The 25,466-nt window shown below is 66.6% G+C and carries 25 protein-coding genes; 8 read left to right on the top strand and 17 right to left on the bottom strand.

Annotated elements, in window-relative coordinates:
• Positions 1-45: 45 nt before the first annotated feature.
• The 10 genes from aspS to msrC all read right to left on the bottom strand — a co-directional run bounded on the left by aspS (position 46) and on the right by msrC (position 11,050).
• Positions 46-1,833, bottom strand: a complete 1,788-nt coding sequence (gene aspS, locus ADE01S_RS07445) for an aspartate--tRNA ligase (protein WP_062680993.1) — start codon at positions 1,831-1,833, stop codon at positions 46-48.
• Positions 1,834-1,874: 41 nt separating this feature from the next.
• On the bottom strand, positions 1,875-2,540 hold the full coding sequence (locus ADE01S_RS07440; RefSeq protein WP_062680991.1) for a DUF502 domain-containing protein: 666 nt from the start codon (positions 2,538-2,540) through the stop codon (positions 1,875-1,877).
• A 16-nt stretch (positions 2,541-2,556) separates the two neighbouring features.
• Positions 2,557-2,865, bottom strand: a complete 309-nt coding sequence (locus ADE01S_RS07435) for an FmdB family zinc ribbon protein (RefSeq protein ID WP_062680989.1) — start codon at positions 2,863-2,865, stop codon at positions 2,557-2,559.
• A 219-nt stretch (positions 2,866-3,084) separates the two neighbouring features.
• Complete coding sequence (locus ADE01S_RS07430; protein WP_062680987.1) at positions 3,085-4,368, bottom strand: putative Na+/H+ antiporter; 1,284 nt, start codon at positions 4,366-4,368, stop codon at positions 3,085-3,087.
• Positions 4,369-4,660: 292 nt separating this feature from the next.
• Entirely contained in the window at positions 4,661-5,557 is an 897-nt protein-coding gene (locus ADE01S_RS07425; protein WP_062680985.1) for a DUF6999 family protein, read from the bottom strand.
• Positions 5,554-7,485, bottom strand: a complete 1,932-nt coding sequence (locus ADE01S_RS07420) for a StlD/DarB family beta-ketosynthase (RefSeq protein ID WP_062680983.1) — start codon at positions 7,483-7,485, stop codon at positions 5,554-5,556. The genes ADE01S_RS07425 and ADE01S_RS07420 overlap by 4 nt, the downstream gene beginning before the upstream one ends.
• A 33-nt stretch (positions 7,486-7,518) precedes the next feature.
• Entirely contained in the window at positions 7,519-8,451 is a 933-nt protein-coding gene (locus ADE01S_RS07415; protein WP_082775726.1) for a fatty acid desaturase, read from the bottom strand.
• Entirely contained in the window at positions 8,411-9,187 is a 777-nt protein-coding gene (locus ADE01S_RS07410; RefSeq protein ID WP_062680979.1) for a sterol desaturase family protein, read from the bottom strand. Before ADE01S_RS07410 ends, ADE01S_RS07415 begins: the two co-directional genes overlap by 41 nt.
• A gap of 127 nt (positions 9,188-9,314) precedes the next feature.
• Positions 9,315-10,208 (bottom strand): 4-hydroxy-tetrahydrodipicolinate synthase, encoded by an 894-nt coding sequence (dapA, locus tag ADE01S_RS07405; protein ID WP_062680977.1) that lies wholly within the window; start codon positions 10,206-10,208, stop codon positions 9,315-9,317.
• Between the two features lie 356 nt (positions 10,209-10,564).
• The gene (msrC, locus tag ADE01S_RS07400; protein WP_062680975.1) at positions 10,565-11,050 is read right to left on the bottom strand and encodes a free L-methionine (R)-S-oxide reductase MsrC; all 486 of its coding nucleotides are present in this window, start codon (positions 11,048-11,050) and stop codon (positions 10,565-10,567) included.
• A 178-nt stretch (positions 11,051-11,228) separates the two neighbouring features.
• On the opposite strand from msrC, the gene ADE01S_RS07395 reads away from it, so the two are divergent.
• From ADE01S_RS07395 to ADE01S_RS07375, 5 genes are all read left to right on the top strand, one after another.
• Positions 11,229-12,425: an aminotransferase-like domain-containing protein gene (locus ADE01S_RS07395; RefSeq protein WP_062681102.1), complete on the top strand. Its 1,197-nt coding sequence runs from the start codon at positions 11,229-11,231 to the stop codon at positions 12,423-12,425.
• Between the two features lie 292 nt (positions 12,426-12,717).
• Positions 12,718-13,644 carry a 4-hydroxybenzoate octaprenyltransferase gene (ubiA, locus tag ADE01S_RS07390; protein ID WP_062680973.1) on the top strand — a complete coding sequence of 309 codons (927 nt, stop codon included), beginning with the start codon at positions 12,718-12,720 and terminating at the stop codon, positions 13,642-13,644.
• 67 nt (positions 13,645-13,711) lie between these two features.
• The gene (locus ADE01S_RS07385; protein WP_062680971.1) at positions 13,712-14,116 is read left to right on the top strand and encodes a DUF1090 domain-containing protein; all 405 of its coding nucleotides are present in this window, start codon (positions 13,712-13,714) and stop codon (positions 14,114-14,116) included.
• A 418-nt stretch (positions 14,117-14,534) separates the two neighbouring features.
• Positions 14,535-14,927, top strand: coding sequence for a DUF4148 domain-containing protein (locus ADE01S_RS07380; protein ID WP_075873487.1), 393 nt, complete (start codon positions 14,535-14,537; stop codon positions 14,925-14,927).
• A 208-nt stretch (positions 14,928-15,135) separates the two neighbouring features.
• The gene (locus ADE01S_RS07375; protein WP_062680967.1) at positions 15,136-16,257 is read left to right on the top strand and encodes a saccharopine dehydrogenase family protein; all 1,122 of its coding nucleotides are present in this window, start codon (positions 15,136-15,138) and stop codon (positions 16,255-16,257) included.
• Positions 16,258-16,259: 2 nt separating this feature from the next.
• On the opposite strand, the gene glcC is transcribed toward ADE01S_RS07375, so the two are convergent.
• Positions 16,260-17,024 carry a transcriptional regulator GlcC gene (gene glcC / locus ADE01S_RS07370; protein WP_062680965.1) on the bottom strand — a complete coding sequence of 255 codons (765 nt, stop codon included), beginning with the start codon at positions 17,022-17,024 and terminating at the stop codon, positions 16,260-16,262.
• A gap of 238 nt (positions 17,025-17,262) precedes the next feature.
• On the opposite strand from glcC, the gene ADE01S_RS07365 reads away from it, so the two are divergent.
• The 3 genes from ADE01S_RS07365 (at position 17,263) to ADE01S_RS07355 (ending at position 21,271) form a co-directional block, all read left to right on the top strand.
• Positions 17,263-19,437 carry a malate synthase G gene (locus ADE01S_RS07365; RefSeq protein ID WP_062680963.1) on the top strand — a complete coding sequence of 725 codons (2,175 nt, stop codon included), beginning with the start codon at positions 17,263-17,265 and terminating at the stop codon, positions 19,435-19,437.
• A 105-nt stretch (positions 19,438-19,542) separates the two neighbouring features.
• A complete protein-coding gene (locus ADE01S_RS07360) occupies positions 19,543-20,160 on the top strand; it encodes a TetR/AcrR family transcriptional regulator (RefSeq protein WP_062680962.1) in 618 nt (205 codons plus the stop codon).
• 244 nt (positions 20,161-20,404) lie between these two features.
• Positions 20,405-21,271, top strand: coding sequence for a cysteine hydrolase family protein (locus ADE01S_RS07355; protein ID WP_062680960.1), 867 nt, complete (start codon positions 20,405-20,407; stop codon positions 21,269-21,271).
• Between the two features lie 75 nt (positions 21,272-21,346).
• Here the strand turns inward: ADE01S_RS07355 and ADE01S_RS07350 are convergent, their stop codons facing one another.
• The 6 genes from ADE01S_RS07350 to ADE01S_RS07325 all read right to left on the bottom strand — a co-directional run bounded on the left by ADE01S_RS07350 (position 21,347) and on the right by ADE01S_RS07325 (position 25,465).
• Positions 21,347-21,943: a TetR/AcrR family transcriptional regulator gene (locus tag ADE01S_RS07350; protein ID WP_062680958.1), complete on the bottom strand. Its 597-nt coding sequence runs from the start codon at positions 21,941-21,943 to the stop codon at positions 21,347-21,349.
• 126 nt (positions 21,944-22,069) lie between these two features.
• Positions 22,070-22,375 (bottom strand): DUF4148 domain-containing protein, encoded by a 306-nt coding sequence (locus ADE01S_RS07345; protein ID WP_062680956.1) that lies wholly within the window; start codon positions 22,373-22,375, stop codon positions 22,070-22,072.
• A gap of 82 nt (positions 22,376-22,457) precedes the next feature.
• Entirely contained in the window at positions 22,458-22,763 is a 306-nt protein-coding gene (locus ADE01S_RS07340; RefSeq protein ID WP_062680954.1) for a DUF4148 domain-containing protein, read from the bottom strand.
• A 366-nt stretch (positions 22,764-23,129) separates the two neighbouring features.
• Positions 23,130-24,680 carry an AAA family ATPase gene (locus ADE01S_RS07335; RefSeq protein WP_062680952.1) on the bottom strand — a complete coding sequence of 517 codons (1,551 nt, stop codon included), beginning with the start codon at positions 24,678-24,680 and terminating at the stop codon, positions 23,130-23,132.
• A 9-nt stretch (positions 24,681-24,689) separates the two neighbouring features.
• A complete protein-coding gene (locus tag ADE01S_RS07330) occupies positions 24,690-25,271 on the bottom strand; it encodes a hypothetical protein (RefSeq protein WP_131828763.1) in 582 nt (193 codons plus the stop codon).
• On the bottom strand, positions 25,268-25,465 hold the full coding sequence (locus ADE01S_RS07325) for a hypothetical protein (RefSeq protein WP_062680949.1): 198 nt from the start codon (positions 25,463-25,465) through the stop codon (positions 25,268-25,270). The genes ADE01S_RS07330 and ADE01S_RS07325 overlap by 4 nt, the downstream gene beginning before the upstream one ends.
• Position 25,466 lies beyond the last annotated feature (1 nt).

Below are 25,466 nucleotides of genomic sequence, written 5' to 3'. Positions count from 1 at the left end.
GGCGCCCCCCTGGGGGGGAAGCGCCTCCGGCGCTTCGGGGGGGGATTACTTCGCCTCTACGTTACGCAACCGGATGTGCAGTTCGCGCAATTGCTTCTCGTCGACCTCGGACGGCGCCTGGGTCAGCAGGCACTGGGCGCGCTGGGTCTTCGGGAAAGCGATCACGTCGCGGATCGACTCGGCGCCGGTCATCATCGTCACGATGCGGTCCAGGCCGAAGGCGATGCCGCCATGCGGAGGGGCGCCGTACTGCAGTGCGTCCAGCAGGAAGCCGAACTTCTCGCGGGCTTCCTCGGCACCGATCTTCAGCGCGCGGAATACCTTGCTCTGCACTTCCTCGCGGTGGATACGAACCGAACCGCCGCCGATTTCCCAACCGTTGAGCACCATGTCGTAGGCCTTGGCGAAGGCCTTGCTGGGATCGGATTCGAGGAAATCCTCGTGGCCGTCCTTGGGGCTGGTGAAGGGGTGGTGGGCGGCGGTGTAGCGGCCGTCTTCCTCGTCGTATTCGAACATCGGGAAGTCGACCACCCACAGCGGCTTCCAGCCGGCGGTCGACAGGCCGGTCTTCTTCCCGAATTCGCTGTGACCGATCTTCACGCGCAGCGCGCCGATGGCGTCGTTGACGACCTTTTCGCGGTCGGCGCCGAAGAAAATGATGTCGCCGTCTTGCGCGCCGGTGCGCTTGACCAGTTCGGCCAGGGCAGCGTCATGCAGGTTCTTGACGATGGGCGATTGCATGCCGTCGCGGCCCTTGGCCACGTCGTTGACCTTGATGTAGGCCAGGCCCTTGGCGCCGTAGATGCCGACGAACTGGGTGTAGCCGTCGATCTCGCTGCGCGACATCTCGGCACCGCCCGGCACGCGCAGGGCGACCACGCGGCTGCCCGGCGCCGTGGCGGCGGCGGCGAACACCTTGAAGTCCACGTCGCGCATGACGTCGGTCATGTCGGTGAATTCCAGGTTCACGCGCAGGTCCGGCTTGTCGGAGCCGTAGCGGCGCATGGCTTCGGTCCAGGGCATGATCGGGAACGGCGAGGGCAGCTCCACGTCCTGCACCACCTTGAACACGTGGCGGATCATGTTTTCGAAGATCTCACGGATCTCGACTTCGCTCAGGAACGAGGTTTCGCAATCGATCTGCGTGAATTCGGGCTGGCGGTCGGCGCGCAGGTCTTCGTCGCGGAAGCACTTCGTGATCTGGTAGTAGCGGTCGAAGCCCGACACCATCAGCATCTGCTTGAACAGCTGCGGCGATTGCGGCAGCGCGAAGAAGTGACCGGCGTTCACGCGCGAGGGCACGAGGTAGTCGCGCGCGCCTTCGGGCGTGCTCTTGGTCAGCATCGGGGTTTCGATGTCGATGAAGCCCAGCTGGTCCAGGAACTTGCGCACTTCGATGGACACGCGGTAGCGCAGCATCAGGTTGCGCTGCATCTGCGGACGGCGCAGGTCCAGCACGCGGTGCGTGAGGCGGGTGGTTTCCGACAGGTTGTCGTCGTCCAGCTGGAACGGCGGCGTGACCGACGCGTTCAGGATTTCGACTTCCTTGCAGAGCACTTCGACTTCGCCCGAGGCCAGCTCGGTGTTGGCGGTGCCCGCCGGACGCTCGCGCACCAGGCCGGTGACGCGGATGCAGAATTCGTTGCGCAGGCGCTCCGCGGTGGCGAAGGCGGCGTTGTCCGGATCGAACACGATCTGGGCCAGGCCCGCGCGGTCGCGCAAGTCGATGAAAATGACCCCGCCGTGGTCGCGGCGGCGATTCACCCAGCCGTACAGGGTGACAGTCTGGCCGAGATGGTCACGGCAAACCTGGCCGGTGTAGCAGGTACGCATGCGGGATGACTCCGTTTATGTGCTTGGTTGTAGCGTAAGGGTTACGAATCGGCGCGAGGCGCGTCTTGCGCGCCAGGCGTCGGGACGGGCGCGGCCGGCCGATCCGCCGGCACGAAAGCCGGGGCCGGGGCAACCACGCCCATGGAAACGATGTACTTCAATGCGGCGTCCACGCTCATCTGCAGGTCGACCACGTCGGCGCGGGGCATCATCAGGAAGAAGCCGGACGTCGGATTCGGCGTGGTCGGCACGTAGACGCTGATGTGGTCGCCGGGCAGGTTGTCGGCGACCTCGCCGCTGGGCGTGCCGGTGACGAACGCGATGGTCCAGCTGCCGGCGCGCGGATACTGCACCAGCACCGCGCGGCGGAACGCCTGCCCGTTCGGCGCCAGCACGGTATCGCTGACCTGCTTGACCGAGTTGTAGATGGACCGCACCAGGGGAATGCGTCCCAGCAGGCTTTCCCACTGGTCCACCATGGTACGGCCGATCAGGTTGGCCGCGAATATGCCCGTCAACAGCACCACCACCACCACCAGGACGAAGCGGAAACCGGGAATGTCGATGCCGAACAGCGATTCGGACGACAGAAAGCCAGGCACGAACCCTTCCAGGGTCGCGACCAGCAGTCCCAGTACCCACACCGTGATGACCAGGGGAACCCAAATCAGCAGGCCGGTGATGAAGTACTTCTTGATGACGCGCATACGCATCGGAAGCGCTCTAGGAAGCCGCGCTGCCGGTGGCGGGCGCCGCCGGGGCGGCCGCGGCGGCCGGTGCCGCGCTTTCCGCCGGCGCGGGGGTGCTGGCCTGCGTGCTCGCCGTCGCGCCCTGGCTGCCGCCGTTGCCATTGCCACGGAAATCCGTGACATACCAGCCGGAGCCCTTGAGCTGGAATCCAGCCGCGGTCACCTGCTTGGAGAACGTGCTCTGACCGCATTCGGGGCAGACCGAAAGCGGCGCATCGGAAATCTTCTGCAAGACGTCTTTGGCATGGCCGCAGGCGCTGCATTTGTACGCGTAAATGGGCATCGAGGGGCTCCCAGGCGCGGGCCCGGCATATCAAAAGCCGCTTGGCACCGGATGGAATATCCGGGGTCGGATCGGGTCGAAAACCGGATCCGGGCCAAAGCGGCGGGTGGGCGAGGCCGGAAAAAATACGGGGAAAGTCTTGAATTTTAGCGGTTTTTCATGAAGCCTCGGTGTCCGCCCCCGGCGGCCCGCCCGGCGGGCCCCGCCAGGGGCGCCGCCCTATACCGGAAGCAGGAACATGACGGCCGCCACCAGCGTCGGCGCCAGGGCCGACAGGAACAGCCGGCCGGACGAAATGCTGCCGTCCGGGAAATGGTTCTTCAGGATGGCGAAGCCGGCCGGATTGGGCGCGTTGGCGATGACGGTCAGGCCGCCGCCGGTCACGGCGCCGGCCACCAGCATATAGCGCCAGGCTTCGTTGGTGCCTTCGACGAGCGACCCCAGATAGGTGAGCGCCGCGTTGTCGGTAATGGCCGTGAGCGCGGTGGCGCCCCAGAACAGGACGAAGGGCTCCAGCCCGCCCAGCAGATCCTGCAGCCACCATTTCTGCAGGCCGCCCAGCACGACCAGCCCGGCCAGGAAAAAGCCCACCATCAGCCCTTCCTTGATCATCAGGCGATTCTGGTGGCGCTTGTAGGCTTCCGAGAAGCCGATGAACATCATCAGCAAGCCCAGGAAAATGGCCGGATGGTGCGCGCTGAGCACCACCGCGACCAGGAAGGCCAGATGCACCAGCATGACCACCACGGGCACCGGAGGACGCGAATCCGCGCCTTCCGGCGCGTCCACGCCGTCGCCGGTGCCCACCGAGCGCTCCAGCAGCGCCTTGCGGCAAACCAGCGTCAACAGGGCCGCATTCAGGCAGACCGCCACGGCGGCGCGCCAGCCGAAGTGCTGCAGCATGAAGGCGGAATCCCAGCCGAACGTGGACGCCACCATCAGCACCGGCGGCGCGGCGTAGGACGTCAGCACCCCGCCGATGGATACGTTGACGAACAGCACGCCCAGCGTCAGGTACTTGAAGCCCGCGCGCCCGCTAGTGCGGAAATAGGCGTCGCGCAGCAGGATGGCGGCCAGCGTCATGGCGGCGGGTTCGGTGATGAACGAACCGCCCAGCGGCACCAGCGACATCACGACGAAGAACGTGGCCAGCTCGCGCCGCAGCGGCAGCGCGCGCGCCACCAACCGAACCAGCAGCCCCACCAGCTCCAGGATGGGCCGGCTGGCCGCCACCACCATGATGACGAAGACGAACAGCGGCTCGGTGAAGTTGCGCGTGTCCATGTACTCGATGGCATGCGACGGCCCCGCCAGGGCCGCCATCGCCACGATCAGCACGAACGCCCACACGCCGAAGACGGCCTCGACCTCGGAGAACAGGTGCCAGAAACCCGCGTGCGGCCCGCCGCGATGCGCGAGCCGCGCGAAGGCGGGAACCGAGAAGGTATGAATAACCGCCACGGCGAACAGAAGGGTGGCGATGATCTCGATGGACGAAGGCATGGACAGAACTTCCAGGAGGGGATTCGGGCACAGCCGCTGATCGACATCGGCAACCGGACGAGCGCTGCAATATACCGCAGCGCTCCTGCCCGGCACCGGACTGCGCGCGGATCGTCCGCCTGCCGCCGCGGCCGATCCCCGCAGCAAAGCCCGCGATGGTGCGCAGAAGCGCCGCAACAGGCAATTGTGGATAGCACTAGCTGTTCTTCGGTACGGGCAGCTCCTATAAGCGTCGCCCCGATACGGCGGTCAAACACGACGCCAGGCCGCCCGATCGCTCACACGCGCGCTGCTACGCGATCGGCGCCGGCGGTTCCCCGCCTTGCTGCGCGGCCTTCATTTCCATCAACAGGCTGTGCAACATCTCGGTCGACAGGCCATGCAGCACCAGGCGATAGCCGGCGCGCAGGGTCGACATCGGCACCAGCGGGTGATTGTTGTTGACCAGGATCAGGTGTTGCGGCGCCCCCAGCAGCTTGGCCGCGTAGATGCCGATGGTCTCGTCGAGCTGCAGGGAATTCGCCGCGCGCCAGAAGTCGTTGTCGGTCAGCATCAGCTGGTAGAGCGGCGTGAAGAGCTCGATCGCGCTTTGCAGGTCCAGGAAGTTCAGCTTGCCCCGGGGCATGTCTTCCAGCAACAAATCGGGATCCCGGATCATCGAGAAATCGACACGTTCGGGCGCGTGCATTTCGACGCCCGCATCGCGCAGCGCCTGGTTCAGCCGGATGACGAAGTTGAACAGGTTCAGGTCGTGCTTGACGAAAAGATCGTCCTTCAGGTCGTCGATGTTGCGCGGCTCCAGCGGCGTGGTCGTGACGGGCACGGGCGAGTTGGCCGCGATGAAGGACAGGATCTGCGCGCCCAGGTGGAAGTGCCGCAGGATGAGCCAGTTGGCCTCCGGCGACACGAAGCGCTTGAGCCCCCATGCCAGGATGCGGTGCAGCAACCGCGAATGCGACCAGCGGCGCGGCAGGAAGGTCTTGACGACCTGGATCAGGATGATGAACGCGCGCGCCAGCGGCCGCAGAAACGGCAGCAGGTATTGGCGCGAGGCGCAGCTGGAATCGGTCAGCCAAGCCTTCTTCACCTTGTCCGGCAAGGGCGTACTGCGGTCCAGGTAAAGGGCCAGCCAGGGGCTGGGATCGGCGGGATCATGCTCCCGGGAGAGGAACTCCGGTTCCTGGTTCATGCCCGGTCGTCCTCCATCACGTGATGAAACTGCATCAGGTACAGCGCGGCCGTGCGGCGCGCGGTATCGACGATGCGCCGCTCGGCGAGGCCGTCTTCGTCGCAATCCAGCGCCAGCTCCACCGCCGACAGCCAGCGCGCCAGGTGGTGTTCGTCGTTGTGGCCGTGGTATTCGAGGAAGCGGCAGGCATCGGGCGGCAGCGACAGGCTGGCCTTGAGCAGGGGCAGCAGCGCCGGCACGATGCGCTGGCCGGTGCCTTCGATGATGTAGATGGCGCCTAGCAGCCCGATCGGATCGCGCGTGGCCGCCAGTCCGTGCAGATAGGCGTTGAGCGCCTCGCCGCCCGGATTGCGGCGCAGGGCATCGATGTCGGCCACCGCGCCGCCCGCCTTGCGATAGTCGCTGAACAGGATCTCGAAGTCGTTCTGTTCTTCGCCGGCATGCGTGTCGATCAGCGCCGCCAGGGGCGCATACTGCTCGGACAGCGAGGCCGCGCCTTCGCGCATCCACTTGCTGCCCTCGCGCACCTGCGGAATCCAGTTCTCCATCCAGTTGAGGTAATCGGCGGTCTGGAAGCGCCGGTCGCGCAGGCGCCGCACCACCGGCGTGCGCCAGACCCGCGAGCGGTAGTCGTGCCAGATCGCCGCCAGCTCGGTCAGCAACTGGCCCAGGCCCTGCGGCGCCATTTCCGGATCGTGCGGCGGAGCGATCGCTTCCGCATCGCCGCTGTGCGCATCCTCGCGGGCCGCCGGGGCCGCTCGCGCGGGCGCTGCGGCCACCGCCGGCCGATCGTGCACGGCCTCGGCTTCCAGCAGCATGTAGGCGGCCATGAAGCGTCCGGATTCGGGGATGTAGCAGAAGATCTGCTCGCCCGGCTTCACCTCGCGCGTCTCCAGGAATTCCGCCAGCATGATCAGGATGGAAGCCGCGCCCGTGTTGCCTCGCCACGCCAGGTTGCTGAACCAGCGGTCGCGGGGAATCACCAGGCCGGCCTTCTCCATGAGGTCCTCGACCACGGGGATGAATTTCTCGGACGAGTAATGGCACAGGAAGTGATCCACCTGGTCCGGATCCACCCAGCCGTCGCGCACCAGCTTGGCGTACTCATGGATGCCGATATCGAACAGATGCGGCAGCAGGCGGATGTCCTGGCGCAAGGAGAGCGCGCCATCGGTCTCCGCCTCGTTCCACGAGGGGTAGTCCAGGTGCCCTTTTGCGCGGTCGGCCGACAACCCCAGCTGCATGCACACCGGGTAGTCGCCGGAGAAGGAGCGCTGGTGCACCCACTTCAGGCGCAGGCGCACGCCCTGCGATGCCCCGGGCAGCGGCCGCCCGGTATTGCCGAGCAGCACCGCCCCCGCGCCATCCGACAGCATCCAGCGCAGGAAGTGGGCGTCGAAATCGGCGTCGTACCCTCTCGCGGCGAAGCGCGAGCGCTTGAACAGCCGCGAGGGGAGTTCGCTGGCCACCGCCAGCGCGCTGGCGTGCCCGCCCATTTCCACGCCCTGCGCGGCGACCTGGATGGCCGACACGCCCGCCGCGCAGATGCCGTGCACGGACAGCGTTTCCATGGGCGGAGCGGCCAACTCGCCCTGGATCATGTTCGAGAATCCCGGCATCAGCGCATCCCCGCCGGATGAGCCGCTGGCCAGCAGCGACACGTCCGCCAGATCGCTATCGCCGCGCCGCAGGCAATCTCGGATTGCGTTGGCCGCCAGCTGCGCGTTGCTGAAGACGGTGGCGCCCTCGGCGTCGATCGCGTAGTAGCGTTGCTTGATGCCGTTCTCGGCCAGGATGCGGCTCTTGATCCGGCCGGACAGGCGGTTCAACGGGGCGATGTAGCTGTCCATGGCCTCGTTGGACACGGGTTCGCCCGGCATGAAATAGCCGGCGCTCTCCAGATAGACGCGATGAAACGCAATAGGCATGGCGGGTCTCTTGTGGATGAATGGATTGCGGCGCTAGCGGACGTGCTCGGGCGCCATGCGCGAACGGCTGCGGAAACGCGGCAGGAACGTGCCCAGCGCGAAGACGCGGAACATATAGGGCGTCAGCCCGCGCTCGTTCAATGCCGGGTGCACGCGGTCGCGGTAGCGTTCGCGGTGCAGATGGGTCAGCTCGGACCAATGCGCGCGTGAATGCTCGTGGTGCGCGGTGTGCAGGCCGATGTTGAAGAGCAGCGGATTGACCAGCCCCTCGAAATTGCGCGCGTAGTCCAGCCCCGCGACGGACCGCGGGCCGCCGTCGGCGTGCGCATGTTGCAGATAGTTCGTGGCCAGCAGCCAATGCAGGCCGTGCAGCTGCGGGATGATGACGAATACCAGGGCCTTCGCGGGATTCAGCGCCAACAGGCCGCCCCACAGCCCCAGCCAGGCGCCATACTGCGCCATGCAGTAGCGCCACGCGCCCGGCCAGCGGCGGCGCAGCCGGCCCAGCCAGGCGAAGAACAGCGGATACAGCACCCAGACGGCCTGCAGCGGGTGGAGGAGATAGCCCCACAGATGGTTGGTGTCGCCCCCGAAACGGTAAGTGCGCGCCGCATCGAGCGCGCCGTGCCGGTAGCGGTGATGATTGGCCACGTGGGCCGGATAGAACACGAACGTGGGATGCCCCTGCAGCAAGGTGATCCAGAAATCGGTGGCTCGGTTGGCCCAGCGGCCGCGCCACATCCGCAGGTGCGTGTGGTTGTGATGGATGACGCCGATGCCCAGGGTCAGGAACAGCATCAAGCCGTACAGGGGCCACCAGAATCCGTGCACCCATTGCCAGGCCGCCAGCACGGGCTGGGCGGCCAGGTAGGCCAGGCTTTGCCAGTCGCGCCGGTTGCGCAGCGACGGCAGCCGCGACAGCGCCTCAGGCCCGTCCGCCAAGCGATTCTCGCTGCCGGAAGGCATCCAGCTGGGGGGCCGCCGCCTCGGCCCTGAGCCGGGTGCGGAACAGGCGGTCCATGAAGGTGAACTGGAAGCCGTAGTTGCCGTTGTAGCAGGCATGGTGCAGATGATGGCGGCGGCTGGCGGCGAACCAGTGCGCATAGGACACGCGGGGAAAGAAGTCGTAGTTGGCGTGCCCGATGCAATTGAAGAACAGGCTAAAGAGCGGCACGGAGGCCAGCGACCAGAAGCTGAAATCGTGCAGCACCATGGGCAGCAGGATCACGTTGCCCAGCATCAGCGCTTCGACCGGATGGAAGCTGTAGGTGGAGAATGGCGTGGTCACGACCGAACGGTGATGCGGCAGGTGGAAGCGGCGCAGCGGCCGGGTGTGCAGCAGCCGGTGGTTGACCCAGAAGTGCACGTCGTTCCAGGCCACCAGCACCAGGATCTCGACCAGGATCTGCCGCCAGCCGGCATCCGGATCCAGGTGCGCCCATCCCAGCTGCAGCAGGCCCCACGGGAAAATCATGCCCGTGCCGAACAGCAGGATGGACAGGCCGGACTGGGCGAACTCGCGCCGCAACTGGCCGGGCGCGATCGGGCGCGGATCCAGGGCGCGCCCGATGCCCAGGGCGGGCAGGAGGTAGTGCGTCAACAGCCAGGTGGCCGCGCCGAAAACCAGATAGATGCCACCGAAGAACAGCAAGCCCGCCAGCATCACCTGCCAGGCGGACAAGGCTTCAAAAGCTTGGGCCATGAACGTTTTGTTTCACCCCGAAGAATGGCCGCATCATAAGCAATCCGTCAGCTTCCCGGTAGGTCATTTATTACCAAATGAATCCGAACGCCACAAAGCTGGCGGGTTGCCTACGCGCGGCGCTTCCCTACTGAGGATACTGGCGATTGAGTCCGGCCACTGCCGCTTCCATCCGGGCGGCCACCGCCGCGCTGGCGCGCGGCATGGGTTGCCGCAGTTCCGCGCTCAGCAGCCCCTGGCGGTCCAGCTGGGCCTTCACTGGGCCGGGATTGGGCTCGGCGAACGCCAGCTGGATCACCGGGACCAGCGCATGGAACAGCGCCCTGGCCTGGTCCAGCTGTTGCGCCCGCACCGCGCGATGCATGGCCACGAACAGGTCCGGCCGGATGTGCGCCGCCGCCGCGATCATGCCGGCGCCGCCCAGGCACAGCAGCGACAGCGACTGCAGGTCCTCGCCCGCCAGCACATTCATGTTGCCGTCGGCGATCAGCGCGACCGTCTTCTCCAGCGAACCGCCGCAATCCTTGATCGCGGCGATGTTCGGATGCGCCGCGAGCGCGAGCAGGGTCGAGGCATCGAGTGTCGCGCCCGTCCGGTATGGAATGTCGTAAAGCACCAGGGGAAAGCGCGAGGCATCGGCCAGACAGCGGAAATACGCGGCGGCGCCTTCCTGACCGGGGCGCACGTAGTACGGCGCGGGAGCCAGGATGCCGGCCAGCGGGCGCGTGCCGAAGGCCGCCAGGCGCTGCAGCACGTGCCCCTGGTGATTGCCGGCCAGGCCCATCATGACGGGCAGCGCGCCCGCCTCGGTCAGCACGGCGTCCAGCACGGCCAGTTGTTCGGCGTCGTCCAGGGCCGCGGCCTCGCCCGTGCTGCCGCACACGACCAGTCCGTCCACGCCCGCGGCGGCATAGTGGCGCACCAGCCGGCGCAAGGCCCCCCCGTCGACGGCGCCGCCGGAAAACGGCGTGACGAGAGGCACCCAGACGCCCTGGATCGGGGATTGATGACGAGATTGCATGTGAACACTCCTTCGGTGTAGGACCGTGGTTGGACCGTACAGAAGTGCTCGGGATATCAGAGGGGATGCGCGGACGGCGCAAAGCGCCGCCAGGAGGCCGCTGTTCCGTCGCCCATCTGACGGAACAGCATGCTCCGGTCAGATGAGCGGCTGTTTTTTGGATTTCAGGCCGGCGCAAGCCAGCACCACGCCGAGGGCGCGGAGCAGGAAAGCGGATGGGTTGGCCTGATGAATCATGAATCGGGTATTGCGGTTGGCGACTGGCGCGGGAAACGCAGAAGTGGAAATCTACCGGGAGCCCGCCACCGTGTCAACGGCGCTGGCGATGGCGCGCCGCGCCCTGGCGCGGGAGGAAGTCAGCCCAGGCTCGCCAGGAACACCGCGCACAGCGCTTCCATGCCCTTGCGGTCGTCTTCGTCGAAGCGGTCCGGCACCGGGCTGTCCACGTCCCAGACGCCGATCAGCTGGCCCGCCAGGACCAGGGGCACGACGATCTCGGAACGCGAGGCCGCGTCGCAGGCGATGTGGCCCGGGAACGCATGCACGTCGGGCACCAGCTGGGTCTGGCGCTGGCTGGCGGCAGCGCCGCACACGCCGCGGTTCAGCGGAATGCGCACGCAGGCCGGCTTGCCCTGGAAGGGGCCCAACACCAGTTCGGTGCCGTCGAAGAAATAGAAGCCCGCCCAGTTCAGGTCGGGCAAGGCTTGATAGGCCAGCGCGCTCAGGTTGGCGGCATTGGCGATGCGGTCGCGCTCGCCATCCAGCAGGGCGCGGGCCTGGACGGCCAGCTCGGCATACAGGGCGGCCTTGGTGGCGGCGGTGATCGGGGCGGCTTCGAACATGGCGGAAATGTAACTGTACAGGCGATTATCGGTGCAGGTGATTTTAGGGGTTCCGGCCATTATGGGGGCCGGGCCCCTGCCGTGTGGGACAATACTTTTCGCTGTTTTTTACATCCGGGCCTTCCGAAGGGAAAAAAACGCCCGTCTCTTCCCACTCTTCTTGATCAAGAAGCACTCCATGGACAAGCCTCTCGAACCAGCGTTTTCCTTCTCGGAACGCGCCCAGCAACTCACCAGCTCCGCCATCCGCGAGATCCTCAAGGTAACCGAGCGTCCCGAAGTCATTTCGTTCGCCGGCGGCCTGCCGGCGCCCGGCGGCTTCCCGGTAGAAGTGGTGCGAGAGGCATTCGACAAGGTATTGGCCACCAACGGCCGCGCCGCCCTGCAGTACGGCCCGACCGAGGGCTACGCGCCCCTGCGCCAATGGGTCGCCGACGACCTGAACGCCGCGGGCGCCAGCGTCACCGCCGACCAGATCCTGATCGTGTCGGGCTCGCAGCAGGCGCTCGATCTGCTGGGCAAGGTGCTGATCGACAAGGACAGCAAGGTGCTGGTCGAGGATCCCAGCTACCTGGGCGCCCTGCAATCGTTCAGCCTGTACCAGCCGAAGTTCACGCCGGTCGCCACGGATGAAGGCGGCCTGATTCCGGAAGCCATCACCCCGGAACTGGCCGACGGCGCGCGCTTCCTGTACGCGCTGCCCAATTTCCAGAACCCCACCGGCCGCACGCTCAACCTGGAACGCCGCGTGGCGCTGGTCAAGCGCGCCGCGGAACTGAACCTGACCATCGTCGAAGACGATCCCTACGGTGAACTGCGCTACGCGGGCGAGCCGCAGCCGGGCCTGATCGCGCTGGCCGCCGAGCACGGCGCCAACGTCGTCCGCCTGGGCACCTTCTCGAAGGTGCTGGCGCCGGGCCTGCGCCTGGGCTACATCGCCGCCGCGCGCCCGCTCATCAACAAACTGGTGCAGGCCAAGCAAGCCACCGACCTGCACACGCCCACGCTGACCCAGATGGCCGTGTACGAGATCGTCAAGGGCGGCTTCCTGAAAGAGCACCTGCCCAACGTGCGCGAAATCTACCGCGCCCAGGGCAGCTGCATGCTGGACGCCATCTCGCGCGAGTTCCCGTCCACCGTCACCTGGACCAAGCCCGAAGGCGGCATGTTCATCTGGCTGACGCTGCCGGAACACATCGACAGCACCAAGCTGCTGGAGAAGGCCATCGCCCAGAACGTGGCGTTCGTGCCCGGCGCGCCCTTCTACTGCGGCGCCGGCAAGTCCAATACGCTGCGCCTGAGCTTCGCCACCGTGCCGGAAGACAAGATCCGCACCGGCATCGCCATCCTGGGCAAGCTGCTGCGCGAGGCGTAGGGGTCTCCCCCCCCCCGAAGCGCCTGCGGCGCTTCCCCCCCAGGGGGGCGCCACTACGGACCGGCGGAGCCGGATCCGTGCGGCCCCGCTTGGGGGCGCAACGGCGGCATGTGGAGGAAATGCAGCAAGTGTCTGACACCCGAGGAGTACTGACGCAAGCCGTAGCATCTCCCATACGGGTGTCAGACACATGCGAAGCACGGACACCGCGGCATACGGAGCGGCTCGGCGTAATGCCCGAGCCGCCATTGTTTTATGCTGTCGGTTTTCCCCACTCCGTTTCGCCGTGACAGTGAGCGCTCCCCAACAATCTCCCGTCGACCTCAGCGATATCGTCTTCACCGACTGGGTCGAACGCTGGCTGCCGAAATCGTGGCGGCCGTATGCCCGGCTTTGCCGCCTGGACCGCCCGATCGGCACCTGGCTGACGCTGCTGCCCGCGATCGCCGCGCTGGTGCAGGCCGCGGGCGGCCTGCCGGACCTGCGGCGCCTGATCGTGTTTTCGCTGGGCGCCCTGCTCATGCGCGGCATCGGCTGCACCGTCAACGACATGTGCGACCGCAACTTCGACAAGCACGTCGAGCGCACGCGCTTCCGCCCGCTGACCAGCGGCCAGCTCACGATGAAGAACGCGGTCTGGTTCCTGCTCGGGCAATTGCTGGTCTGCGGGTCGCTGCTGTTCTTCCTGAACGACATGAGCCGCTGGCTGGCGGTGGCGGTGCTGCCCTTCGTCTTCATCTATCCGCTGTGCAAGCGCGTCACGTACTGGCCGCAGGTCGTGCTGGGCATCTGCTTCAACTGGGGCATGCTCATGGCCTGGTCGGACACCCAGAATCACGTGCCGCTGGCCGCCATCGCGATGTGGGCGGGCGCCGTGCTGTGGCAGGTGGGCTATGACAGCATCTACGCCTACGTGGACGTGCGGGACGACCGCAGCCTGGGCCTGCATTCCACCGCCATGCGTTTCGGCGACCAGGGCAAGCTCTGGATCGGCGGCTTCTACCTGGGCACCATCGTGCTGTGGGCCTGGGGCGGCTACGCCATCGGCCTGTCGTGGGCCTACCAGGTCGGCATGGCCGCGGTGGCTATCCACCTGGCATGGCAGCTGAAAGTGTTCGACATCCAGCGTCCCGACCGCAATTTCATGCTGTTCCGCGCCAACCTCTGGCTGGGCGCCTTGCTGGTGGCCGCCGCGCTGGCCGGCACGCTGATCCGCTGAGGCGCGTTGCTTGGCGAGCCAGCGCGGGCGATGATAGGCCTATCGCACTGCACTTACGGAGATTCGCATGCCTGCTTTGCTCAAATCCCTGGCCCTGGCGGCCGTGGCGGCCGCCACCCTCGGAGCCTCCCCGGCCCAGGCCGCCGGCGACTGCTCGGCGCTGCGCGGCTGCGCCGCCAAGTTCTGCCACATCGAGAACGACATCGCCGCCGCCCAGGCGCAGAACAACACCCGCCGCGAAGCCGGCTTGCGCAAGGCCCTGGCGGAAGCCAAGGCGAATTGCAGCGACAGCCGCCTGCAATCGCAACGCGAGGCCGACGTGCGTGACAAGCAGGCCAAGGTGGCCGAGCGCGAAAGCGAGCTCAAGCAGGCCCGCGCCAAGGGCAAGCAGGACAAGATCGACAAGGCCCAGCGCAAGCTGGACGAAGCCAAGTCGGAATACGACGCCGCGCTGGCCGAATTGAACCGCTGACCGTCTCGATCTTCCGGCCCCGGGACGTTCCCCCGGGGGGCCGCAGACCTGCCTCCTCCTCCCAGTCTTCCCCCAACTCTCGCGTCCTCTCCGCGAGCTGTCTCCCTCGGCCATCCTCCGTGCCGCTCCCTCCGTGCCTCTTTCCCGGCACCGGTCCGTCGTCGCCGACTTCTCTGGCTGCCTGCCCCAAGGCAGGCACTACCTATTGCGTCATCAAATGGAAATACCGCCACCAATGGTGCCATTTGGTGAATCGGAAACCGATTAGCCCATATTTTGGAAAGATGTTTTCAGGGAATAAGGGTTTATCCCAGGGCTATTTGGGCACAGAATGCATCTCATCGGGACACAGCAAGCGAACTCCCAGGCAATCACGCCGGCGGTTCGGCTCCCAAGCTCAAGACATCGGAGGTCTGCCATGAAAACCCTTGCTACCGCTTTGATGCTGTCCATGTCCGTTCTAGCCGCCGGCGCCCAAGCCGCCGAAGCCGACCAAGGCCCCACGCGCGCCCAGGTTCAGGCCGAACTGCAACAAGCCAAGGTATCGGGCCAATACACGTTCGGCGAAGAGGGCTATCCCGCCCCCATCGCCCAGACGTCCAGCCTGACCTCGCAACAAGTTCAAGCCGAACTGGCCCAGGCCAAGAACGCCGGTGAAGTGACTTTCGGCAATCTGGACTACCCGCCTGTCGCCGCTGCCGAACGCGCCACGACGCTGAGCCGCGCCCAGGTCCAGACCGAACTGGCGCAAGCCAAGTCGGAAGGCCTGGTCACCTTCGGCAACCTGGACTACCCGCCCCTGGGCAGCTGATCCCCCTCCATGGCCTCCCCGGCCATGGCCAGCGCCCCCCCAGCCCTCCGGCCACAAGCCGGGGGGCTTCTTTTTTGACGATTCGACATTAAATTAAGTCAAAACAACGTTACTTACGGCCAATACGACGCTTTAGCCTCTACACATCGACAGCGCCCGAGCATAGGATGAGGCCACTTCCTCCCTCCATCCCGCAGGAGTCCGCGCCATGTCCCACGCCTCCCCCCGCCCCGTTTTGCTCCTGGGCGCCGGCAAGATCGGTTTTGCCATCGCCCTGATGCTGGAGCGCAGCGGCGACTACTCAGTGCTGGTTGCCGACCAGGACCCCGTCCGCCTGCGCGCCGTGGCCGAACTCGGCTGCGAGACCCGCCATATCTCGGACGACGACATGCTCGCGCGGTGCATCGAAGGCCGCTACGCCGTCGTCAATGCGCTGCCCTTCCATCGCGCCATCGCGGTGGCCGGCCTGTGCGCAAAGGCCGGCGTGCACTACTTCGACCTGACCGAAGACGTGGCCAGCACGCATGCCATCCAGTTGCTGGCGCAAGACGCGCGCAGCGTGCTGATGCCGCAATGCGGCCTGGCGCCCGGCTTCATCGGCATCGTCGGCAACGCGCTGGCGCGCCGCTTCGACACGTTGCTCGACCTGCGCATGCGCGTGGGCGCCCTGCCGCGCTATCCCTCCAACAGCCTGCGCTACAACCTGACCTGGAGCACCGAGGGGCTCATCAACGAATACTGCAATCCGTGCGAGGCCATCGTCGACGGACAGCTCACCAGCGTGCCGGCGCTGGAAGGCTACGAAACCTTCGCGCTGGACGGCGTGGAGTACGAGGCGTTTAACACGTCGGGCGGCCTCGGCACCCTGCCCGCCACCCTGCTCGGCCGCGCGCGCAATGTGGACTACAAGTCGGTGCGCTACCCCGGCCACTGCGGCATCATGAAACTGCTGCTCAACGACCTGCGCCTGCGCGACCGCCGCGACCTGCTCAAGGAAATTTTCGAGGCGGCCATTCCCACCACCGAACAGGACGTGATCGTGATCCAGGCGTCCGCATCGGGTCGCCGCAATGGGCGGCTGGAAGAAGAGTCCTACCCGGTCCGCATCTTCGGCGCGGACGTCGGCGGCCATCGCCTCAGCGCAATCCAGCTGTCCACCGCGGCGGGCATCTGCGCCGCGCTCGACCTGGTGGCGCAAGGCGTGCTGCCGCAGCGCGGATTCGTCGGCCAGGAAGCCATCGATCTGGAGACCTTCGTGCACAACCGCTACGGCCGGGTCTACGCGGGCAAGCCGCTGGCGCTCGCCGGCCAGGCCACGGCCGACCGCTAGGCTTAGGTCCAGCCCTCCAGGCGCAGCGTCGCCCGAACCAGGCGCTGCTCTTCCTGTTCGATGTCCGACAGGCTCTGGCGCACGCTGTCCACGTGATCCGCCGCCGCCTTGCGCGCCTGCTCGGGCTGGCGCCCGGTGACGGCGTTGAACAGCCGCGTGTGCTGGCGGTCGATCTGCCGCTTCTCGGGTTCGCGGTGATACAGGTTGTTCACGCAGGCGAAGACCGATCCCAGCAGCAGGTCGGTCAGCGATTGCAGCGTATGCACCAGCACGGGGTTGTGCGAGGCTTCGCAGATCGCCAGGTGGAAGGCATGGTCCAGGTGCGCGTGCGTCGTCGTGTCGGTGTCCGCGCCCTGCGCCGCCACCATTTCGTCATAGCGGCGGCGGATCATGATGAAATCCGCCTCGGTGCCCCGGATGGCCGCCAGCCGCGCCGACTCCGCCTCCAACAGCGACCGCACTTCCAGCAGGTCGTACAGCGTGCGAGGCTGCGAGTTGAACAAGTGCATCAGCGGCCCGGCATCCACCTTGGAGATCTGGGCCACGAAGGAGCCCTTGCCCTGCGAGGTATGGATGATCTCGCGCGCGCGCAGAAGCTTCAGCCCTTCGCGCAGCGCCGTGCGCGACACGCCCAGCTTCTCGGTAAGCCGCCGTTCGGACGGCAGCGCCTGGCCGGCCTTGAGCACGCCGTCCAGGATCAGGCGCTCGATGCGCTCGGCGACCTCGTCCGCCACCTGGCGGGGTTTTTCTTCTGTTTCCGCGTACATGCGCCCTCCGGACCAGTGGTATGACCAAGCCCGCCCCTGGCGAGGGCCAGCAGATCACGCCTCGGTAAGTAGCTGATATAAAACCATAAAAATAGGATTTTTTCCGGGACTCGGGAAAATAAACTGGTATGACCAGCGGGTTTTGATATGGACATTGCGGCTAGCGCGAACGATGATGTCACGACAAATCCGCCCGGCGCGCGGCGCCGGCCAGCCTCACTTACCGCTAGAGAACCGCATGACTCAACGCATCCAGCACCACGGCCTGCAAGTGGCGGCCAATCTCAATCAATTCATCGAACAGGAAGCGCTGCCCGGCACCGGCCTGGATGCCGACGGTTTCTGGCAAGGATTCGCGGCCCTGGTGGACGACCTGGCCCCCAAGAACCGCGCCCTGCTCGCCGAACGCGATCGCCTGCAAGCCGAACTCGACGCCTGGCACCGCGCCAATCCGGGTCCCATCGCGGATCCCGCCGCCTACCGCAAATTCCTCGAAGGCATCGGCTACCTGCTGCCGCAGCCCGCCTCGGTGCGCGCCAGCACCGATAACGTCGACACCGAAATCTCGCAGCAGGCCGGCCCGCAGCTGGTCGTGCCCATGTCCAATCCGCGCTACGCGCTGAACGCCGCCAATGCGCGCTGGGGCAGCCTGTACGACGCCCTCTACGGCACCGACGCCATCCCCGCCACGCCCGGCGACACCGGCGGCGGCTACAACCCGGAACGCGGCGCCGCCGTCATCGCCCGCGCCCGCGCCTTCCTCGACGAGGCCGCTCCGCTGGCCGAGGGCTCGCATGCCGACGCGCGCGGCTACTCGGTCGAGAACGGCCAGCTGCGCGTCGCACTCGCCAATGGCTCGACCGGCCTCAAGGCCGCCGCGCAATTCATCGGCTACCAAGGCTCGGCATCCGCGCCCTCGGCCATCCTGCTCAAGAACAACGGCCTGCATTTCGAGATCCAGATCGATCGCGCGCACGCCATCGGCGCCACCGACGCCGCCGGCGTCAAGGACGTGCTGGTCGAGGCCGCGCTGACCACCATCATGGATTGCGAGGACTCCGTCGCCGCCGTGGACGCGGCCGACAAGGTCCAGATCTACCGCAACTGGCTCGGCCTGATGAAGGGCGACCTGACCGAAGCCGTCACCAAGGGCGGCAAGACCTTCACCCGCAAGCTGAACGCCGACCGCGACTACACGCGCCCCGACGGTTCCTCGCTCACACTGCACGGCCGCTCGCTCATGTTCGTGCGCAACGTCGGCCACCTGATGACCAACCCGGCCATCCTGGACCGCGAAGGCCGCGAGATTCCCGAGGGCATCCTGGACGCGGTGGTCACCAGCCTAGCCGCGCTGCCGGACCGCGAACGCAAGCTGAACTCGCGCACCGGTTCCGTCTACATCGTAAAGCCCAAGATGCACGGCCCGGCCGAGGCCGCCTTCGCCAGCGAGCTCTTCGACCGCGTCGAGGACCTGCTGAAGCTCCCGCGCAACACCCTGAAAATGGGCATCATGGACGAGGAGCGCCGTACCAGCATCAACCTCAAGGCGTGCATCGAGGCCGCCGCCGCGCGCGTGGCCTTCATCAACACGGGCTTCCTGGACCGCACGGGCGACGAAATGCACTCCAGCATGGAGGCCGGTCCCATGCTGCGCAAGGGCGACATGAAGTCCACCGCCTGGATCACGGCCTACGAACGCAACAACGTGCTGGTCGGCCTGGACGCCGGCCTGCGCGGGCGCGCCCAGATCGGCAAGGGCATGTGGGCCATGCCGGACCTGATGGCCGCCATGCTGGAACAGAAGATCGCGCACCCCAAGGCCGGCGCCAACACCGCCTGGGTGCCTTCGCCCACCGCCGCCACGCTGCACGCGCTGCACTATCACCAGGTCGACGTGCAAGCCGTCCAGCAGGAACTGGAACGCACCAAGCTGGACAGCGTGCGCGACGATCTGCTGAACGGCCTGCTGACCGTGCCGGTCGGCGACCGCTCCAAGTGGTCCGCCGCCGACATCCAGCAAGAGCTGGACAACAACGTCCAGGGCATCCTGGGCTACGTGGTGCGCTGGATCGACCAGGGCGTGGGCTGCTCCAAGGTACCGGACATCCATAACGTCGGCCTGATGGAAGACCGCGCCACGCTGCGCATCTCCAGCCAGCACATCGCCAACTGGCTGCGCCACGGCGTCACCAACCGCGAACAGGTCATGGAAACGTTCAAACGCATGGCCAAGGTGGTCGACGGCCAGAACGCCGGCGACGCGCTCTATCGCCCGATGGCCGGCCACTTCGATACCTCGCTGGCGTTCAAGGCCGCTTGCGCGCTGGTGTTCGAAGGGCTGACGCAGCCCAACGGCTACACCGAGCCGCTGCTGCACAAGTACCGCCTGGAGTTCAAGGCCGCCCAGGCCTGATAGCCCCCCTCGCGGTGACAAGGCCGGACAGCATCGCTGTCCGGCCTTTTACATGGGCGGAAAAAAATATCCGCTTATTTCGCACGGTCGTGCTAAATTCATCCCATGACTGCCAAGACCGAAAAAAGCGAGTTGACCTTCGCGGCCATCGTGGACGCCGCGCTGGACATGGCCGCCGCACAAGGCATGGAAAGCCTGTCGCTCGGCCAAGTCGCCCGGCGCCTGGGCATCAGCAAGAGCGGTGTGTTCTCGCGCGTCGGTTCGCTGGAAGCCCTGCAGCAGGCGGTGCTGGACGAGTACGACCAGCGCTTCCTGGCCGCGGTCTTCACCCCCGCCATGGCCTTTCCCCGCGGCTTGCCCCGGCTCAACGCCCTGGTCTCGCTATGGATCGAGCGCGCCAGCAACGTCGAGATGCTGACCGGCTGCATTTATGTGGCCGGCGCGTTCGAGTACGACGACGTGGATTCGCCGCTGCGCTCGGTCCTGGAAACCAACCTGCGGCGCTGGCGCGCCGCCATGGTGCGCACCGTAAACCAGGCGTTGGAGGCCGGCCACCTGCGGCCGGACACGGATCCCGAGCAACTGGTGTTCGAGGTCTACAGCCTGATGATCGGCCTGATGCACGACGCCCGCTTCCTGCGGGACCCGAAGGCTCACGAGCGCGTGCGGGCCGCCTATGAACGCCTGATTTCCACCTACCGCAGCTTCAAGTACATCGAGTAGCGCCCGCCGCCCCGCCCCGGGCGCATTGCTTTCCCCTAATTTCGCACGGTCGTGCGAAATATTCAGGAGCCTCACCATGTGGACTGTCATCGCCATCATCGCCATCCCGGCCGGAGCAAGGATCTGGCTACAGTGGCGCGCCCTGCTGCGCCAACTGCCGGACCGCGCCGAGCATCTGGTACTTTTCTAGATTGCCATGGCCATCCCGTTCTATATTTCCAGTTCGCCTCCCCCGAACGCTGTCATGCCGCGATCCAGTCATCTCCTGATCATCGACCCGCAGAATGACTTCTGCGACCTCCCGCAGGCCTACCTGCCGACGGACCCGCTCACGGGCGATCGCCACGCGCCCGCCCTGCCGGTCGCGGGCGCGCACGACGACATGCAGCGGCTGGCGCGCTTCATCGACGCCACGGCGTTCGCCCTCACCTCCATCACGGTCACGCTGGATTCGCACCATCGGCTGGACATCGCGCACCCCACCTTCTGGAGCGACGGCGAGGGGCAGGCGGTTGCGCCGTTCACGCAGATCACCGCGGCGCAGGTCCGCGGGGGCAGATTCCGGCCGCGCCATGCCGACGACCTCCCGCGCACCTTGACCTATCTCGACGAATTGGAGGCGCGCGGCCGCTACACGCTGATGGTCTGGCCCGTGCATTGCGAGATCGGCACCTGGGGCCACAACGTGCACGCGGACGTGCGCGCGGCCTACAGCCGCTGGGAAGACGACCGCCAGTTCATCGTGCGCAAGGTGCCCAAGGGCACCAACCCCTGGACGGAGCACTACAGCGCCCTGATGGCCGAGGTGCCCGACGCCGACGATCCCCGCAGCCAGCTCAACCGCGGCTTGCTGGATGCGCTGGACCGCGCCGAACTCATCCTGATCGCCGGCGAGGCCGGCAGCCATTGCGTCAAGGCCACGGTCGAGCACATGGCCGAACACCTGCCTGGCCGCGATCTGTCCCGGCTGGTGCTGCTGACGGATTGCATGAGCCCCGTCGCCGGCTTCGGCGAAGCGCAGACGGCGTTCCAGCAGCGCATGCGGGATCTCGGCGTGCAACAGCGCACCAGCGTCGACATGGCGCGCGCCCTGCTCGCGCCCGACCGCTGAACGCCCGTCCCCCAAAACGCAACGGCCGCCTGCGTCATGCAGGGCGGCCGTCGGTTCGGATCAGCATCGGGCGGGTCAGCCGGCCTTGCCGTCCTTCCCGTCGCACTGCACGTACAGGGCGCCGATCGCCTCGCACAGCGCTGCGGGCTGCTGGAACAGGCGCGACACCAGGATGCAGCCCTGCACGGTGGCAAACACCGCGCGGCCGGCCGCCTCGGGCGTGCCGGAAAATTTCATCGTGCCCTGGGCCGCGCCTTCGGCCAGCACGCGGGCCAGCCAGGCCTCATGCGCGCGGAAAAAGCCTTGCAGCGCGCCGCGCACCCGATCGGGCAGGGAATTGACCTCGGCGGCCAGCATGCCGCCCAGACAGAGTTCGCCCGAACCGCAAGCGCGCGATTCCATCAGCGACAGGTATTCGTCGAGCTGCGCCTGCGCGGGCTTCGTGGTGTCGATGCCGCGCACCGCGCCCAGGGCGCGCGCGCTGTAGGCTTCGACAGCCTCGTAGAGCAGGTCGTCCTTGCCCGGAAAGTAATAGTGGATGCTGGACGTCTTCACGCCCACGTGCTCGGCCAGGTCGCGGTAGCTGAAGCCGTTGCATCCGCGCGTTCGGATCAGCTTCTCGGCGTGGGCCAGAAGCAGTTCGCGAGTGGTGCTGGGAGTCGGAGTGTCCATGGCTGAATATTACCTACTAATAGGTCGGTCCGTCATCGGTTTCAGCGCGTTCAAGGGCGCCAGAACGCCCGCGCGGGCCCCGGCCGGGAAAGTCCCGCCCCCCGGGGCCCGCATGCGTCGGCATCATCAGCCTTGCACGGGCGGGTAATCCAGTTCACCGCTGTCGGTCAGGCCGTGAGCGCGAGCGGCGGCCAGTTCTTGCTGCACCTGGCCGCGGGTCTTGTCGCCGGCATGGGCGAACGCGGTCGCGGCATAACCTTCTTCACCGGACACCAGCTCGCCGTTGGCGCGGGCGGCGGCCAGCTCCTGCAGCACCTGGGCGCGGGTTACCGTGCTCTGGGTGTTCAGGGGAGGCGGATAGTCCAGTTCGCCGGCTTGGGCGGCACCGATGAACGAAGCGGACAGGATCAGGGCGGATACGAGGGTCTTCATGGTCAATCTCCGGAAAGGGGTATGCAGTATTTCGATGTTCGAGTTGCTATCTATGTGTAGATAGATGCTTGGGGAAAAAAAATCAGCCTTGCACGGGCGGGTAAGCCAGTTCGGCGCTCTCGGTCAGGCCCTGGGCGCGGGCGGCAGCCAGTTCGCGTTGCACTTGGGCGCGGGTCTTGTCGGCGCTGGAGGCAAAGGTGGTGGCGGCGTAGCCTTCTTCACCGGACACCAGTTCACCGTTGGCACGGGCGGCGGCCAGTTCCTGCTGCACCTGGGCGCGGGTCACCGTGCTTTGGGTGTTCAGGGCGGGCGGATAGTCCAGTTCGCCGGCTTGAGCGGCGCCGATGAACGAAGCGGACAGGATCAGGGCGGATACGAGGGTCTTCATGGTCGATCTCCAGATAAAGATGAGTGTGTGTTTCGGATAAACTATCTACTTATAGGTAGATAACTAGGCAAATAAAAAAGCGGACTACTGTATTTCTGTTGTCGGCGGCGGCGTTGGAAGTTGGGTTCGCTGCGTCGATGGATGAATCTTACCTACTACTAGATAGATAGACCAAGCGGAGTTTTGAAACCAAATATTTCTCTCCTGCGTTTGGTCCTCACCGGTAGCCCCCACCCGCGTGCAACGAACGGGCCGGACACCAGCCCTCGGGCGGCGCCACGAATTCACGTGGCGCCGCCCGAGGGCTGGTGTCGTCAGTCAGGAATGAGGCGTGGCCGTGGGCGCGCTTGAGCCGCGGGAAGTCCCTCAGCCCAGCACTTGCCGCCGCGGCCGGGTCGGGGCAATGGCCGTGCCGATGGGCTGGCCGGAGGCCGGCACCGCGCGTTCGCGGCCCCAGGCACGGATATTCTCGATCTGCTCCGGCGCGGTCTTCGACAAGGGCACCACGTTGCGGAAGCTGTCGCGGAACAGTTCGGGCGTGGCGGCCGCGTCGCCATTGAGATAGGCCTCCTTGACGACCTCGCGGACGGCGGCCTCCAGGTCCGAGCCGGCAAAGCCGTCGGACAACTCCACCAGTTCATCCATCAAGGCCTGCGGCTGCGCGGCCTTCAGGCCGCGCTTGACGTAGATATCGATAATCTCGTGACGCTCCTGCGGGGTCGGCAAGTCCACGAAGAACAGTTCGTCGAATCGGCCGCGGCGCAGCAGCTCGGGCGGTAATTTGGACACGTCGTTGGCGGTGGCAACCACGAAGACCCGCGCCCGCGCCTCCTGCAGCCAATAGAGGAACTGCCCCACCAGCCGGGTCGATGTGCCGCCGTCGCCCGAACCCTGGGCGCCGGCCAGGCCCTTCTCGATCTCGTCTATCCAGAGGATGCAGGGCGACACATGGTCCGCCGTGGCGAGCGCATCCTTCAGGCGCGACTCGCTCTGGCCGAGATACTGCCCATGGATCGTGGACAGGTCCAGGCGATACAGGGGCAGGCTCCAGCTTGCCGCGATGGCCTTGGCCGACAACGACTTGCCGCAGCCCGGCACGCCCACGAGCAGCACGCCTCGCGGCGGGCGGATGCCGCGCTCGCGCAGGTCGGCGGTCAGGAGCGGACGCTCCTTGTCGAGCCAGGCCTTCAGGCCGCCCAGGCCGCCCACGCTCAGCTCGTTGCCCCGCACCGACACGCGCTCGATGCCGCTGATGTCGGCAAAGATGCGGTCCTTGGCGTGCATGAGTTCCACCATATCGCTCTTGGCGATGCGGCCATTGGCCAGCAATGTGGCGATGATGTTCTCGGCCTCGATGCGCGAGAGGCCCGCGAGAATCGCGGCGGCCCGGCGCTCGTCATCGGCGTCCCACTCGATCTGGAAGTGGCCGCGGTACGCCTCCAGCGTTTCGTGGATGATCGCGTACATCTCGTCCTCGCTCGGCGCGGAGAGCGTCAGCGCCATGCCGGCCCGTTGCAGCTGGCCCCACACCGGCTTGGTGGTGATCACGATGACCACGCCGCTGTGCTCGGCAGCCAGCATCACGACGTCGAGCAGGTGGCGCGCGGACGCCGTGTCGTCTTCGATGTCCGAGATCTCGGTCAGCACGCAGGACAGGTTCTGGCGCTGCGCGAACTGCTGGCTCGCGAAGTCGACCGCGCCCGTGACCGAACGGTCTTCGTTCACGCTCCGGCCGGTGGCGAGCTCGCGCGTACCCTGCGACAGCGTGTGCACGAACACCGGCGCATTGAGCGGCGCCACCACCTCGCGCAACAGTTCCAGCACCCGGCTGCGCTCGGCGCTGCGGATCGAAATAAAGGGAATGCGGGCCTTGAGGTAGCGCGTCAGCGTGGCCTTGAAGTCGGTCGTGTCGCTCATGGGTCGATGTCAGAGAATGATGTTGCGCCGGCGCGCGCCGGCTTGCGTAATAGAAGGCTGCGCGGGCGCGGAGGCGGCCATGCCCGGCATCGCCGCCGCAGGCGCGGACGCGCCGAACACAGCCGTGTCGTAGCGTACCAGCGGGTTGTTGCGCAGCAGGATCGGAAGGCGGCCGCTGCGGTCGGCCTTGGCGCTATCTTCCAGCGACTGCTGCGCGCGCTGCGCGAATTTGCGCACTTCGTCGGCCAGGTGCATGCGCAGCGTGACGGGAAAGTTCTCGACCTGCGCGAGGCGGTGCAGGAAGGTCAGCTGCTTGCGGGCATTCAGGATGGCGCGCACGATCAGGCTTTCCTCGCCGCCCAAGCGCAGGTCGCGGGTCAGGTGCTCCGAGCAGCGCGTCAGGCGCGCGTTGAACTCATCCACCAGACGCTGTGAAAACAGCGTGACCACACCGCCGCTGGCAGTGAGATCGCCGGCGCGCATCGCATCCAGGCAAGCCTCGTCGCACACCCCTTCCGACAGACGATCCAGGCAGGCAGACCACTGCGCGTAGCTGCGCGGCGGCTCGATGAGCGCGGGCCCGGCGCTCACTTGACGCGGCGGATGAAGGGCGAAGCGGGCAACAGGTCCCACGCCGGCAGCGCTCCCGCCAGCGCGTCGCGCACGTCGGCGGGCGCGGGCGAGGCGGCAGCGGCGGTTGCCGCCTCGGCGGCGGGGGTGGCGGCCGCGGCGGGCTGCGGTTCGGGCGTGAGCGCGGGGCCCGGGGAAATCTGGCGAATCATCATT

The sequence above is a fragment of the Achromobacter denitrificans NBRC 15125 genome (assembly GCF_001571365.1).
Lineage (GTDB): Bacteria > Pseudomonadota > Gammaproteobacteria > Burkholderiales > Burkholderiaceae_B > Achromobacter > Achromobacter denitrificans.
Note: the sequence above shows the minus strand (reverse complement) of the source record. Positions and strands in the feature narration are given on the sequence as shown.